The sequence below is a fragment of the Roseibium sediminicola genome (assembly GCF_023156505.1).
Taxonomy (GTDB): domain Bacteria; phylum Pseudomonadota; class Alphaproteobacteria; order Rhizobiales; family Stappiaceae; genus Roseibium; species Roseibium sediminicola.
Map to the genome: position 1 here is coordinate 21532 of NZ_JALNMJ010000020.1, position 14862 is coordinate 36393.

Genomic DNA, 14862 nt, shown 5'->3' on the forward strand with positions numbered 1-14862 from the left:
CCCACTAACTGACGCTGCACACCGCGCAAATATCAGTTTCCGGGATGCTTTTTCGATCTGTCTTTCAAGAACTCAACAAGCACTTTGAGGCATTCAACCCTTTTGTTCTGCATCGGGTAATAAATGTAGAACGGTGAAAGGTCCTTTGCGTAGGGTTCGAGAACCGTCTGCAATTCGCCTGTCTTCAGGTAATCTTTCATTGCCGCCTTCATGGACCAGCCGACACCGTGCCCGTCACGCGCCGCCTCGATGACACCCGCTGCTGAATCAAAGATCAGACGTGCAGGCGGGTCGATCAGCTTGTCCTGACCGTCTTGCGTCACCCACCATTGGTGCATGGTGCTGGATGTGAGGTGTCTGTGCCGGATACATTGGTGGTGCAAAAGGTCGCGCGGACATTTGGGGACACCGTGGACCTTAAGGTAATTGGGGGCTGCAAAGAAGGCCGACTTGACGGTCGGAGTGATACGGACAGCGATCATATCGGGCGACAGCACATCCCCCATGCGGATGCCGCCATGGAAACCGTCTCGAACGATGTCCACAAGTTCCTCATTCCACGACAGGTCCAGATTGATGCCAGGATTTTCGGCAAGGAATTCCTTAAGGGCGGGCGCGAGGGCTCCGATATAGGCCCCGCGCGACAAACTCAAGCGCAGAGTCCCGGTGGTGGATTGTGCCATCTCCCTTGTTTTCTTGATCGCATAGATCAGGTCGCGGTGTGCGGGGGCGGCGGCTTCGAATAGGACTTTCCCGGCATCGGTAAGCGCAACGCTGCGGGTTGTTCGGAAAAACAGCTCGATCCCCAGCCTCTCTTCCAGGGATTTCAATTGCAGGGTTACGGCAGATGCGCCCACACCGAGCGCGTCTGCGGCCGCGCGCATCGACCCTTCGCGAACGATGGTCAGAAAAACTTCGATGCCATATGTGGGCAGGCGCTGCATTATTCATAAGTACTAAATAGTGGGTTTATAGTGCAAGGCATATTCAAACTAACACGTTCATTGTATGCCATGAAAATCAGGAAATTGGGATGTGGAGACTGATGTGGGCGACAGTGCGATAGCCCGGCCGGAAAACATCATGCGCGGTGTGGCGCTGATCATTGCGGCGGCCCTTACGATCTCGCTTCAGGATGTCGTGTTCAAGATCTTCAGCAGCGAACTTTCCTTGTGGCAGATATTCGCGCTGCGCGGCATCCTTGCGATACCGTTGCTCATGGTGGTGCTATGGATGCGGGGGGCGCACCGCGGCGTCGTACACATGGCTTTGCAAAAATGGCCACTGTTGCGCGCGGTGTTCATCACAACCACGTTTCTGGCTTTCTATGCCGCAATCCCGTTCCTAAGCCTATCAACTGTCGGTGCCGCGAACTATATCGCGCCGATCTTTGTGGCACTGCTGTCGGCCTATGCCATCAGGGAACCCGTCGGTCTGCTCGGCTGGCTTGGGGTCTTGCTTGGCTTTGCGGGTGTTGTTGTTCTGTTGCGACCGGGAACCGATGCGTTCTCCCTGTGGTCAATATTGCCGATCATCGGGGCCGCTTTCTATGCTCTGGCGCATATCACAACGCGGGTGAAATGTCAGGATACACCGCTGCCCGCAATATCTCTCGCGCAGAATATCGTCATGATGTCAGCGGGGGTGCTTGTCAGTATCTTGCTGATCTGGGCGCCGTCTGATGCTGAATTTGTCCGCGACTATCCTTACATCTTTGGTATATGGTCGGATGTCGCTTTGATGGATGGTCTGATCCTTGTGATCCTTGCGGGGTTTACAATTCTGATCAGCGTTCTGCTCGCGGCAGCCTACCAAGCCGCGCCGCCTGCGATTATTTCCACATTCGAATATAGTTATCTTGTGTTCGTCGCCATCTGGGACACTCTGTTTTTCGGGATAACACCGACCTTCACTTCAGTCACCGGCATGGCCCTGATCGTAATTGCGGGTCTACTGGTCTTGCGCCGTGGCAAAGCCAAGGCAGCAAAATTTCGTCGATAGACGCGATGAACCATGAGGCAGAGATCGCCGCGATCGCGGCAAAAGGCAACTTCGTCCGCTAAGTAGACCCTCAGCCACGGCGCGGCGAGCGGCCTCGTCTATGAGCCAGGGTTCACCAATGCATTACGCTGCACGATTGTCCGCATTCGGGTATCGAACAATGCAAGCCTCGAAAGTATGAAGTAACTTAGGCCGTGCGCGCTAGGTTCATTGCGGCCTGGATGCATGCCGCCCGAAGATTGTCAGCGAAGGTTCGATCAACTGATCCCCGTGCGATGACCATCCCACCTACACACAATGCAAGGCTCGCCAAAGCCTGCTCTCTCGAATACTTGCCTCTGAGGGGTGATTCCAGAGTATCAGCGATTGATTTCGCGACTTCTGTGTATGCCTGCTTCAACTCATCTGACCCTCGTGCGACGTCTTCAGGGAATGCGATAGGGGGCATGTGGCGTCTAAGTTGTCGAGGTGAAAGTCTGCCAGATAAGCCCGCACCATATCTTCAAACAAATCCAGATTTGGACCTTCGCTCCATCGAGATGACAACACTCCCACTTTCCCGGCGCGCACTACCTCGACAAAAAGTTCCGCCTTGCTCGAGAAATGCGCGTAAAAGCCGCCTCTTGTCAGCCCGGCTTCCTGCATCAGTCGATCGATGGTCACGTTTGTATAGCCGAGCTCATTGAACACACGAAGAGCTGGCTCGGGAAATTTTCACAGCTGGGATAAGTGGAATTTCTGCCTGACTTTGGCTTAGATGCCGGAAACAGGAGAGACGATGACGAGACGACCGCGCCGGAACCACAGCCCGGCTTTCAAGGCGAAAGTTGCGCTTGCCGCGATCAAAGGCGAGCAGACACTGGTGGAACTGTCCCAGCAGTTCGACGTGCACGCGAACCAGATCAAGCAGTGGAAAGACCAGCTTCTTGAGGGAGCGACAGGCGTTTTCGGCGATGAATCGAAGGCGGTACCGGCAGGGCCGACCGTCGATGTCAAAACGCTGCATGCCAAGATCGGGGAGCTGACGCTGGAGAATGATTTTTTAGCCGGAGCGCTCGGCAAGGCGGGATTGCTGAGCGGAAAGAAATGATCGACCGCGAGCATAAGCTATCCGTTGTGCGCCAGGCAAAGCTTCTCGGCTTCAGCCGTGGCAGTGTCTATTATCTGCCTCGTCCGGTGTCTGAGAGCGATCTGGCTCTGATGCGCCGGATCGACGAACTGCATCTCAACTACCCGTTCGCGGGAAGCCGGATGTTGCAAGGGCTCTTGAATGGAGAAGGGCTGCGTGTCGGGCGGCTTCACGTCGCCACGCTGATGAAGAAGATGGGCATCGAGGCGATCTATCGCCGCCCGAACACCTCGAAACCAGCGCCAGGTCACAAAATCTATCCCTATCTCCTGCGAAAGCTGGCGGTCACCCGGCCCAACCAGGTGTGGGCAATGGACATAACCTACGTTCCGATGGCTCGCGGTTTTGTCTACCTCTGTGCCGTTGTGGACTGGTTCAGCCGGAGGGTTCTGTCGTGGCGGCTGTCGATCACTATGGAGGCAGCCTTCTGCATCGAGGCAGTCGAGGAGGCGCTGGCTCGCTATGGCAAGCCAGAAATATTCAACACTGACCAAGGTTCGCAGTTCACTTCCATCGACTTTACGGCGGTGCTGAAGAAAGCTGAGATCGCCATCTCGATGGACGGCAAGGGCGCTTGGCGGGACAATGTCTTCGTCGAGCGGCTTTGGCGGTCTATCAAATACGAGGAAGTCTACCTCCACGCTTACAAGACCGTGTCCGAGGCCCGCGCTGGCATCGGCCGCTATCTGACCTTTTACAACACACGACGCCCACATTCATCCCTTGACCGGCAGACGCCGGATCAGGCCTACTTCAACGCGCTGACGCCGATGATGGCGGCGGCATAATCCAGGCGGAAATCCACTTAGCAAACGCCCTGAACTGTTCAGACAAACCGAGCCACCTCTAACTGCGGAATCGGAAAAACAGCTCCTCGGATACCAAGAGGAGTTCTTAAGGAAGCGTCGTGTTAGGAGCCAGCAGCGGTCGGAGCTTATCAATTCTGGTAATGATATAACATAACGCATAATTGTAATTATGGAATATTTTTGACTATTTGGTCAATTTCCTACTGCTGGATTGGCTCGCCAAACGGGACGACAGGGCCGTGAACGGCCAGGCCCCCCCAAAAACCTAACTACACAAGCCGCCGTTCGCTCTTCGACGCTTTCGGCCCAAACCTGTCTTCCATGCATTGCTTGAATGCTACAGGGCAGCTTTCTCATATCTGCCGTTCGTTATCTTGCAGCAACCTCTGCTCGGGCCACCGCAGGCAACATCCGGCGTCAATGTCGCATAAGAGAGATCAGAACTCCGGCCGGCATGCTAACTTGCGGGGGCAAGACCTATTTGAATGGCCCAAAATGACATCCATATCGACGCGCGCTCATAGTGCGGATGCCCACAAGCACGGTGTGCTTTTCGTCTTTGCGGCCGGGGTTCTGTGGTCGACAGTCGGCATTGGTATTCGCATGATCGACGATGCCGTTGTGTGGCAGATTCTGCTGTATAGGTCGATCAGCATGTCGCTGTTTCTTTACATTCTTTTTCGAATGCGGTCGGGCGAAAGCCCCTTTGTTCAAATCCGCCGAATTGGTTCCCCCGTTGTTGTCGCAGGGCTTTCACTGGTTGCGGCCTATAGCGGTGGGATCTACTCAATTCAGAACACGTCAGTCGCGAATGCCATGCTGCTTTTTGCGACAGCACCGTTTATGGCAGCTGTTCTGGGATGGATCGTTCTGCGTGAACGTGTGCGCTTTGCAACCTGGATTGCGATTGTTGTTGCCATTGGAGGGATCGCGATCATGGTTGCCGACAAATCCGGCAGCGTCGCCCTTAAGGGCAGTCTGGCGGCCCTTGGATCGGCGTTCGGTTTCGCTGCCTTCACCGTGGCGTTACGATGGGGCCGAACAGGTGAGATGCTGCCGGCGGTCTTCCTTTCGGGCCTCTTCGCGTTCGCCATCACCCTGGCGATCTGCTTTGGCCTCGGGCTCTCCGTCGTTTTGAGCCCGAATGACGGCTTCATTTCCATGGGAATGGGGGGGGCAAGTCGGTGCCGGTCTGATCCTCTACACGCTGGGCTCACGTAGCCTCCCGGCAGCAGAGCTTGCCTTGTTGTCTCTGGCTGAAGTCCTGCTCGGTCCTCTTTGGGTTTGGCTCTTTCTGGGCGAAACGGCGAGCGTCAACACTCTGATCGGCGGCCTGGTTCTCCTCGTGGCCATCGCTGGGAACGCCTTGTCAGGCAAGCGACGAAAACCTCCGCCTATCACCGCTCCATAGCGACAGCGGGAATCGGGGCCTGACGGCACGCACAGGTATCACCCAACGCTGGCACTTTCTCGCCGTTTGCCCGGGCAAGCTTCCAATGGCCGTGCATCACGATCAGGGTTTCGTGGGCTTGGATTGGTTGGATCCAAAGCGCCGGTGACTTTTCCCATCTCCGGCAAGGCGTTGATGGCAATTTGAACTGTAATTCCGCCTTCAGACTAAATGTTAAGAAAGCAATAACAAAGAAAGCATGCATATTGTCGAAAAATGTCAAAAAGTTGACATTTTACGCAATTCCTATCGAAAGAGCATTGGCGACTAGAGAAAAGTCGTGCAAAAACTCTACCAAATCACACAATTATTGGTTGCAATCAACTTTATATTGAAATCCAAAGATTAAATACGATAAAACTGCCACGCTTTTTTTTGTGATAACGGCGGCTTATTTGATTTTTACTGACAAAATTCACCTAAAGTAATTTTTCATTAATTTCACTTGGTGTATTTGATTGTTTATGGGCATTTTTTGAGATCAGGGAGGCTTGGGGTCAATACGCTCCTTTTCAGCTTTCCCTTGGAGCATCTCAGAGATTGATATGTAGTAACCGAGCAAAATATTGAAGGCGGCTGCAAATAAACGGCCTTCAACGTCAAGTGAAACCGGTCTAGTCGAATTACTTTTCATTCGGTGAGAGGACACAATGAGCATTACGGCAAATCAACCAAGCGGAAACCAGGCATCCAGCAGGTCTTTCGGCATTGGAACCAAGATCTTATCTGTGGTGGGCATATGTCTAGTCGGATTAGTCCTTGTGGCGGCAATCGGTCTTTGGCAGCTGAACCAGATCGGCTTGCTCATCAACAATGTTGCCAACAAAGACATCCCGCTTACCAGTGCGGTAACTCAAATCACTACCCACCAGCTGGACCAATCCATCAATCTGGAGCGAGCCTTTCGGGCCGGAGTGATGATGAAGGAGCACGCAAAAGCCCGCGCAGATTTTGACAAGGCACGCATGACTTTTCTGAAATACGCCGAGATGGTTGATCGCGAAATTCTGGAAGCTCAGGACCTGGCGATGACCGCTGAACAAGCCTCGCACTCCGAAAAGCTGAAGTCCGAATTTCAAATGGTTTATGAGGCATTCGATCAAATAGGCGCTGCGCACAAGGCATATGACAAGCATGCTCTTGAAGCCTTCGAACTGGTCGAGGCTGGAGAGATAGACCTTGCGCTTGCGCTGCTGCCAGGGATTGAAAAAGAAGAAAACAACTTGAACCATGAGCTTGAAGCCCTGGTGCAGGAACTGCAATCGTTCACCTTGGACGCGGCGCGCGAGGCGCTTGAAGCTGAAAAAACAGCGTTAAAAGCCATTCTAGCTATAGCGGTTTTTGTCTTCGTGGCCGCGCTCGGCATCGCCTCCTTCGTTATTCGAAAAGCCATCACGCGACCGCTGAATGAAGTTGTCCTAGGCATAAACGCCTTGACGGCGGGTGACTTCACAATGGACGTCAAAGTCCATGCCAAGGATGAAATTGGAGCCGTGGCGACAGCCTATCAAACGTTCCGGGAAACGATGATCCGCTCAAAGGAACTGGAAGAAGAGCAACGGCGCCAAAGCCAGATTGAGCAAGACCGTCAGAAAAGGATGACCGACGCCTCCAGCCGATTTGCCGCAAATATTGGCACCATCGTGGAAACGGTGTCCTCAGCGTCAACCGAACTGCAAACCACGGCCCAGTCGATGTCCAGCATCGCAGAAGAAACCAGCAGCCAGGCAACATCCGTGGCAGCCGCCACCGAGGAGGCCACGACGAACGTGGCGACGGTTTCCTCAGCAACCGAGGAACTTTCTAGCTCAATCGGAGAAATCAACTCTCGTATTTCTCAAGCAACTGACATTTCCAAACAAGCCGTAGACGAAGTGTCAAAGACCGAGGGGCAAATCGGTCAGCTTGCCGAGACCGCTGAAAAGATCGGCGAAGTGATCTCAATGATCTCGGACATTGCGGAGCAGACGAACCTCTTGGCACTGAACGCGACAATCGAATCTGCCCGGGCAGGCGAAGCTGGCAAAGGGTTCGCAGTGGTCGCAAGCGAGGTGAAGGTCCTGGCCGGTCAAACAGCGAAGGCGACCGAAAATATTGCCGGCCTCATTAAAGAAATTCAGGACCAGACTAACACTTCTGTGGCTTCCGTCACTGATATCGGCCGTATCATTTCGCAGATCAACGAAACGTCGATTGAAATTGCTGCTGCGATGGATCAGCAGGACATGGCAACACGGGAAATCGCCCAAAACGTCACGGAAGCGGCAGCAGGAACGCAGGCCGTATCTGAAAACATTGCCGGGGTCACTCAAGCATCACAGGAAACCGGGGCCGCAGCGAGCCAGGTGACAATGGCAGCAGGGGAACTTTCAAATCAATCGTCCCGACTTAAGATAGAGGTAGACGGCTTTCTCGCAGAGATTCAGTCGGCCTAAATCGACGAGGCGCATGTAAGCTAAAACGACTCCGGGCCAAGAAATAGAATTCTGAATATAATCATTGGCGAAACCAGTTTCAGCATAATGAACAATTAGACCCCAAATGTTTATCTGGAGTTTGGACAAATAAATGTCATTTCTTTAATTAAGAAACACAAAAAAATTCTACTCAATTGAAGCCGGCATGAATTCCAGATTGTTTAGGCAGGTAGAAATGGGCAGGAAAAAACTCAACATCATGATTATTGACGGTAACAACGAGGACCTCAAACTCCTTTGCAACGAGATACCTCGCTATTCCGAACGTCACAGGTTCGAATTCAGAACGCGTGTAGCCTCGCATGGGAAAGCCGGTCTGCAAATCGTTTCGTCCTTGCTGGGAACTCCAGATCAGATAGACATAATTCTTTTTGACATAAGCACGACACGACAAGAGGATTTAGATGCTCTTGGACGCTTAAGTAGCATCGCTTTAACCGAAAAAATGTTCGTTTTTCTTATGTCAAATAATCTTGACGATGATATACTATGCATAGCCAAAGCAAAAAGAGCCATTGCCATCGAGAAAAAGCCAAATTCTCAATATAAAATCGACCTTGTAATTGACCGAATGGTGAGTGTCTGTACGGAAATTACTACAGAAGCCTATGTTTTAGATTGTTAGCGTGGCGCTTAATCTTTTCGGCAAAGTCGAGGGGCTGCTTTTCCTTAACGTTTTCTTGGCTAGGCCGTGTGGGCAAAGAGCAGGCTGTGTAATCAAAATTGCATTAATAGTTGCACCCAGTGCAAGCGTGCCATTTTTTGGCGTCCGCTTGGCGTCTGACCTGAGACCCGAGTTTCTTCCGGCTTAGCGCGGAGTCCTTCGGTTGAGTGGAGTGCGACCCACGGTGCCCCCGGGACGGGCTAGAGTTTTCCGGACCAAATCAGGAACACGGGCTGGCTGCGTGTTCTGATTTCATCAAGTCCACCGGCACTTTGTTGCCGATGGCACCATGAGGTCTGTGTTCGTTGTAGTCCTTGCGCCAATCCTCCAACTTTTCGGCTGCATCCGCAAGGCTGAGGAACCAGTGTGCATTCAGGCACTCCGCCCTGAACCGCCCGTTGAAGGCCTCGATGAACGCATTGTCCGTCGGTTTCCCCGGTCTTGAGAAGTCCAGCGTAACGCCCCTTCGGTAGGCCCACAGATCGAGATTCCCAGAGATAAATTCGGAGCCTTGATCGACGCGGATTGTCTTGGGATAACCAATCCGCATGCAGACAATCTCCAGGGTTCTCACCACATCCTCGCCCCGATAGCTGAAGCGCGGATCAAGCGCCGGCACATAGCGGGAATACGTGTCGATCACCGTTAGAACGCGGATCTTTCGGCCGGTGGCAAGCTGGTCATGCACAAAATCCATGGCCCAGACATCGTTCGGCCCGACAGCTTCCTGCCGGTCTTCGCGCAGCTTTGCCTTCACCCGGCGCTTGGGATGCTTGCTCCTCAGTTGCAGGCCCAACTCGTTGTAGATCCGCCGCGTTTTCTTCTGATTGATCATCCAGCCCTCCCGGCGCAGCAAAACATGCACCCGACGGTATCCGAACCGGACGCGCGTTTGGCAAATCTCCCTGATCCGCTGTTCCAAAGCGGCCTGACCGGATCGACGGGATTTGTAACGGTAGGTCGTCGGGTCAAACCGGATCACCGCGCACGCACGGCGAATGGACACTGACCAGTCCGACCGCATCTCGTCGACCAGCGTTCTCTTCCGGGCAGGCCTCAGAGCTTTCGTTTGACAATATCCTGAAGCATCTCCTTGTCGAGCGACAGGTCCGCGACGATCTTCTTGAGCCGGGCATTCTCCTGCTCCAGCTCTCTGAGCCGCTTCATCTCCGACGGCATCAGACCCGCATACTTCTTGCGCCAGTTGAAATACGTCGCCTGGCTGATGCCGGCTTCACGGCAGATCTCCGCAACAGGAACACCTTCTTCCCCGCGCTTGACGATGAACGCCTTCTGCGCGTCCGAAAACTTCGATGCCTTCATCAATTCCGCTCCTTCCCAGCCAGGAAAATCGTCGCGGAAAACTCTAACCCAAATCGGGGGTATTTACCGGGAGCACATCATGAGTGGAGTGCGACCCAACATGCCCTCAGCCATCGGAACATCTCTTTCCTAATTCAATCGCCTTCCTGTGTTTCAGCATAGTCAGCCATACGATCCCGGAAAGATGATGTCCTGATCGACCAGAATATTGAAATTGTATCCCGGCCGGATCTGAAGTGTCGGCTGGACATCGAGGTTCTTGTTGATGGTCCGCTCCACCACCCGGCCGAACACTTCCGCGAAGTTGCGGCGGGCGACATCGGAGGCCGTGTCCTGGGTGGAAAGCGTAGAACTCTCCGGAACAGCCATATCGATCCCTGTTCCAATAATTGCGAGAAGTGCTGCGGACCCAAAGGTGCGTAGGTAATGGTTGTTCACCTTATCCTTGAAACCGCCATAGCCTTCGCCGTCAACGCCCCCCATGGAGCCGATCTGCAAGGTAGCTCCATTTGGGAAGATGATATCCGTCCAGACGACGAGCACCCGCTTTTGACCGAACGACACATCGGAATCATACCGGCCGAACAGTTTGGTTCCTTGAGGGATCAAAAGCAGATGGCCGGTTGCGCTATCATAGACGTTCTGTCTGACCTGGCCGGTAATCCGGCCGGGAAGGTCCGAATCAATGCCGGTGATGAGGGTTGCCGGGATCACCGAGCCACGCTTCAATTCATAGGGTGACTGCTGCGGAACAACGCGGTTTGCGAGATATCCGGCTTCCGAGATGTCCTGATTGAAGAAATCCTGTTTACCGAATTGTCCGTTCGGATCCGCATTAGCAGACCCGCCTTGAGCCGCCTGCAGGGCTGCGGATAGAAGATCCGGAGAAGACGGGCTGCGCGTAAACGCCCCGTTTCCTGTCTGATTGCCCTGGGTGGTCTGCGATCCCTGCCCCTGCCCCTCCAGTTCATCAATGTTCACGACGATTGGACTGTCATAAGCCGCGTCAATGGATTGCAGGCGCTTCATCCGTTGACGCTGCAATTCCCGCATTTCCTGCTCTTCGTTGCGGCGTTTCATCCTTTCGCGCCAATCTATTTCTGTTTCCTGAGGTTCGATCACCGCGTCCGGTGAGACGGGCTGCTGCTGAAACGGATTGCTATACGGCTTCTGCGCTTGCACGATTTCCGGTTTGGCAACTTCAACTGGTTCCGGCCGAACCGGCGTGATCGGTTGCCCTGGGGGATCGATAACGCCGTTGCTGATGCCGGCCTTGAGTTGGTCAGCAAAACCGCTTGCCGGCGTGCCACCTCCATCCTCGACAATACTGCCGCCCGACGTGATGCCACGGGTCGCGAGGCCATAGATGATCACAACACCGAAAACGACAACGAGCCCGATGAATAGAAATATCGGCAGCCGGTTTAAGCGACGAATCTTGGGAGCTTCATCGTCGGCGCGAATGTCGTCACCCGCCAGATGCACATTGGAATCCGAATTGCTCATATAGGATGGCCCTTACGCTGTGCGCGTCAGCACGGAAACAGGGCTCGTCGGCGACGCGCCGGCCGCCGTAGCCTTATAGGTCCGTGCCAACTCGACAGTCGGTGTGGTGAGACGCACGAAGATCTGCCCGGCATCGGAATCGACCGTGTAGGCCAGGGGAATGATCGTGTCGCCCGATGGCTGTTGGTCGGCTTCGGCGACCGCGTAGCCCCATCCCCGCAGAGAGCTTTCAAGCGCAAGGCCGAACTGGGAGTTGTCAGCCTTGAGGAAGATGGTGCCCGTTCCAGCTCCGACATGTTCAGAGAGTTTCGCAACCATGTCGCCGGCGACGATGCTTGCGGCTGAAGGCGACAGATTGGCAGCGTCAACGCTTGTTGTCGGGTTGAACCAGCCACTTTGCGTCATGCAGCCGGCCATGGGTGTTACCAGCGCCGAAATGCCGATGGCATTCAGAATTGAGCGGCGAGTGTGCAACATGATCAGCCTCCGCTATTGATGCGAACTTTTTGTTGGCTGTAACCGACGCCCGACACGAGCACCGCCTGGTCGATCGTGTAATCAACGATCATGAGGCTACCCTTCAGTCGATAGTTGACGATCTGGTTCTGTCCCCCGGAGGTGATGTAAAGAACCGGCGCATCCCCGGACGCCATTCCCGAAGGAAACTGGATGTAAGTCTTGGTACCGTCCGAATAGACACGTGTCGGCCGCCAGCGGGCTTGCCCGTGAACGTGATATTTGAAGTCCAGGTTTTCGGCGGGGACACCAGCGCCGGGGATGATGCTGGCTTCAAGCTGGCGATTGGCCGCTTCGAATTTCGCCTGGATGTCTTCAGGATAATCGAAGCCCACCCGGGCCATGTAACGGTGACTGTCACTTTGAAGCTTGATCTGATAGGTGCGCCTCGATGTCGTCACCACCATGGATGTGAGGAGCCCAGGTTCAGTCGGCTTGATGATCAGGTGAACTGAGTTTCCACCCGGTCCCCCCGATGTTGCCGGATCCACCTTCCAGCGAACAGTGTCCCCGACCATGACGTTGCGAACGGCTTCCCCAGGCTGCAGCTCCACGTCGCAGACCTGCAAGGGGGCGCAGACGACAGTTGGCTGCACTTGGCCATAAAGATAGATCACTTTGCCGTCCGGACCTTTGGTAATGACGCCGCGGCCGTTGCGCCAGTCGCTAGAAAGCCCGAGGGCGCGTAGCTCCTTTGCCGTGTAGTCGGCCGCCAATGCTTGAACTGGTAGGGCGCTGACAGCGGCCGCGGCCGCGAACATGCACACGCCCGCGTGCAGTCTGATTTTCTGGAACATAACTCTCACTCTCTGAGCGTGTGAATTGCTTACAATTGCGCGGTCCAATCGAAGTCTTTGAGGTAAAGACCGATTGGATTTAGCCTGATGATAGCTTCGTCCTGTGGTGGCGATAGAGTCACGGCTGCAACTCCGCGCCAACGCTTTGTCTGAAGCTCTTTGCCCTTCCGGTCCCGTTCAATCTCCGTCCAATCGATCTGATAAGATTGATTGGAGAGCGGGACGATACTTGTCACCTCGACGGACACAGTTCGGGACTGTGCGCGATCGAATGGAGAGTTCGTCCGGTAGAAGTTGTTGACTTTCTGGGTGGCGACGTCCGTCTGCCGCAGCATCGCGTAAACCCGGTCGATGTAGCCTTTGGCTACAACCGTGTCCGGGGTGACAGAGCGGAAATTGGTGATCCAGGCTCCAAGCATTGAGCGGACAACGCGCTCGTCGGCGTATTCGATTTGAGCGGGGAAGCCACCGATAGCGGGTGTGCCGAGCTTGTCCACCTCGACGATATAGGGAACGAGTTTGACTTGCGTGCTCTGGTAGAGTGCGAACCCAAAGCCGATGATCGCCATCGCCATGGCGAGCAGGCCGATACCCTGCCACACGCGAGCGGTGCGCACGTACGATCCGTAACGCTCGTTCCATTCCATCCGAGCGGCAATATAGGGATTATCGATTGGAGTATGTTTTGCCATCTAGGTGCCTATTGCTCAGGAGGATTTGGGCGAAGACCCGCCGCCAGTTGGTTTGTTTGGAAGGGATTGCTTCAGCTTGTGATTGGCGAGGCCAAGTGTTGAGGATCCGTGAGCGCTTGGCGCTCCGGTCAATTTATCCGCGGCAGCAGAGGTTAGGGCTTTTCCGCCTGTGCCAAATGCAGCGGCAACACTGCGGGCTGGCGAGTGCCCGGCATCGGACGCGGCTCTTCCAGCTTGATAAGAACCGGATGCTAATCCGGCGGCACCGATCCCGGCCCCAGCAATTCCTCCTGCCACACTGGCAGTTTGCCGAAACGCCGCGCCAGCGTAATAGGATGTCCCTTGGCCCGTTCTAATGACCTCCATCCCGCTGCCGGCAGACACGCCTTGAACCACGCCCTGGACAATATTCGGAACGAAGATTGAAAGCGCGAACATCGCCAAAGCTATTGCAGCCAGCATTCCGGGACCGGATGCGGTCGTCGTCATCGTCGGATCCGCCGCGAGGTTCGTCAAAAGAGTTGAACCTGTTTTGGCGATGATGCTGAGGGCCATCAATTTCATGCCGATGCTGAACGCATAGATCAGGTAGCGAACAGCAAAGTCTTTGGTGTAGGACGACCCGCCCAAACCGAGCATGATCATGCCGGCGATCAGCCCGATATACATTTCCACGATGACAGAGAGCAAAACTGCCGCAAACAACGCCATGCAAAGGAGAACGATGAGGCCGGAGCCGGCAAGCATCAACGCTTGCGCAATGGCAGTCCAATCCAGATTTTGAATTTGCTCATTCAGGATGCCGTTGACCTGCAAACCTGTATCGAAGAGGTCCGCTGGGGAGAGTTTACCCGAGACACTTCCGCTTCCGATCCCCCAAAGGCTATCAACGATGTCCTTTGCTAGCTGTGGGCCTTGGGTCAGTACGAATGCGAAAAAGCCGATAAAAATGATCCGTTTGACCAATTCTGTCGCCCAGACCTCCAGAGAGGCAGCGTTCACGCCAAGCCAGACAGCCGCCAAGCCGATCTCGATAGTGGCTAGCAGCCAGAAGAGAGACGTTGCGCCGCTTATGAGCGTGGACTCCCAGCTCTTGGCGGCGTTTGCCAAACTGTTTTGAACAGTATCCAGCGCGCCGCCGCTCTGAGCAAATCCAGTCGAGGCAAATATGCTTGCGAACACCATTCCCAAAATGAGTGTTCCAAAAAGCGGTCCGAACTTCCTCCTGGCCATAGCCACAGCCCCCTACTTACTTACCACTGAGGTTTGAAATCCTGCCCGTTGCCCGGTTCAATATCAGGCGCCTTGAAGAACTCTTTGGCGGCCTTCTGGGAGGCTTCACGCTTTGCTTTTGCTTCTTCCGCCAACTCAACTTGGCGTCTCAGCAGTTCGGTAACTTCGGGATCGGTTTTCGGTACGATCACGTATGTTGCGCCCGCCCCGGCGACAGCCGCTAGGAGCGCGATTAACACGACGATGGGGAGTTTGAATGTCATAT

General features: G+C 54.5%; 14 protein-coding genes. 5 read left to right on the plus strand and 9 right to left on the minus strand.

What is annotated here, in order from left to right:
• Positions 1–32 precede the first annotated feature (32 nt).
• Positions 33–944, minus strand: coding sequence for a LysR family transcriptional regulator (locus M0H32_RS22515; RefSeq protein WP_248157826.1), 912 nt, complete (start codon positions 942–944; stop codon positions 33–35).
• Between the two features lie 103 nt (positions 945–1047).
• Between M0H32_RS22515 and M0H32_RS22520 the strand changes: the two genes are divergently transcribed.
• A complete protein-coding gene (locus tag M0H32_RS22520) occupies positions 1048–2001 on the plus strand; it encodes a DMT family transporter (protein WP_248157828.1) in 954 nt (317 codons plus the stop codon).
• Positions 2002–2397: 396 nt separating this feature from the next.
• Here the strand turns inward: M0H32_RS22520 and M0H32_RS29760 are convergent, their stop codons facing one another.
• The gene (locus M0H32_RS29760; RefSeq protein WP_425607352.1) at positions 2398–2691 is read right to left on the minus strand and encodes a TetR/AcrR family transcriptional regulator; all 294 of its coding nucleotides are present in this window, start codon (positions 2689–2691) and stop codon (positions 2398–2400) included.
• 88 nt (positions 2692–2779) lie between these two features.
• Here M0H32_RS29760 and M0H32_RS22525 point away from each other — a divergent pair.
• The 4 genes from M0H32_RS22525 to M0H32_RS22540 all read left to right on the plus strand — a co-directional run bounded on the left by M0H32_RS22525 (position 2780) and on the right by M0H32_RS22540 (position 8491).
• Positions 2780–3918 (plus strand): IS3 family transposase gene (locus M0H32_RS22525; protein WP_248157830.1). Its coding sequence is split into 2 segments (ribosomal slippage): positions 2780–3047 and positions 3047–3918, totalling 1140 coding nucleotides; the frame shifts between segments, so codons are not numbered across the junction.
• Between the two features lie 516 nt (positions 3919–4434).
• Complete coding sequence (locus M0H32_RS22530) at positions 4435–5160, plus strand: DMT family transporter (protein ID WP_248157832.1); 726 nt, start codon at positions 4435–4437, stop codon at positions 5158–5160.
• An 879-nt stretch (positions 5161–6039) separates the two neighbouring features.
• On the plus strand, positions 6040–7824 hold the full coding sequence (locus M0H32_RS22535; protein ID WP_248157834.1) for a methyl-accepting chemotaxis protein: 1785 nt from the start codon (positions 6040–6042) through the stop codon (positions 7822–7824).
• Positions 7825–8011: 187 nt separating this feature from the next.
• Positions 8012–8491 carry a hypothetical protein gene (locus M0H32_RS22540; protein ID WP_248157836.1) on the plus strand — a complete coding sequence of 160 codons (480 nt, stop codon included), beginning with the start codon at positions 8012–8014 and terminating at the stop codon, positions 8489–8491.
• Between the two features lie 259 nt (positions 8492–8750).
• On the opposite strand, the gene M0H32_RS22545 is transcribed toward M0H32_RS22540, so the two are convergent.
• The 7 genes from M0H32_RS22545 to M0H32_RS22575 all read right to left on the minus strand — a co-directional run bounded on the left by M0H32_RS22545 (position 8751) and on the right by M0H32_RS22575 (position 14860).
• Positions 8751–9853, minus strand: a protein-coding gene (locus M0H32_RS22545; RefSeq protein ID WP_248157838.1) for an IS3 family transposase whose coding sequence is annotated in 2 segments (ribosomal slippage) — positions 8751–9592 and positions 9592–9853 — 1104 coding nt in all. Because the reading frame shifts where the segments join, the coding sequence is not laid out codon by codon here.
• Between the two features lie 162 nt (positions 9854–10015).
• Positions 10016–11359 (minus strand): IncP-type conjugal transfer protein TrbI, encoded by a 1344-nt coding sequence (gene trbI, locus M0H32_RS22550; RefSeq protein WP_248157841.1) that lies wholly within the window; start codon positions 11357–11359, stop codon positions 10016–10018.
• 12 nt (positions 11360–11371) lie between these two features.
• Positions 11372–11836, minus strand: a complete 465-nt coding sequence (locus M0H32_RS22555) for a conjugal transfer protein TrbH (RefSeq protein WP_248157842.1) — start codon at positions 11834–11836, stop codon at positions 11372–11374.
• A 2-nt stretch (positions 11837–11838) separates the two neighbouring features.
• Positions 11839–12672: a P-type conjugative transfer protein TrbG gene (gene trbG / locus M0H32_RS22560; protein ID WP_425607353.1), complete on the minus strand. Its 834-nt coding sequence runs from the start codon at positions 12670–12672 to the stop codon at positions 11839–11841.
• Positions 12673–12701: 29 nt separating this feature from the next.
• Positions 12702–13364, minus strand: coding sequence for a conjugal transfer protein TrbF (trbF, locus tag M0H32_RS22565; RefSeq protein WP_248157844.1), 663 nt, complete (start codon positions 13362–13364; stop codon positions 12702–12704).
• A 15-nt stretch (positions 13365–13379) separates the two neighbouring features.
• Complete coding sequence (gene trbL / locus M0H32_RS22570) at positions 13380–14597, minus strand: P-type conjugative transfer protein TrbL (RefSeq protein ID WP_248157857.1); 1218 nt, start codon at positions 14595–14597, stop codon at positions 13380–13382.
• Between the two features lie 20 nt (positions 14598–14617).
• Positions 14618–14860, minus strand: coding sequence for a hypothetical protein (locus M0H32_RS22575; protein ID WP_248157858.1), 243 nt, complete (start codon positions 14858–14860; stop codon positions 14618–14620).
• Positions 14861–14862: the final 2 nt, after the last annotated feature.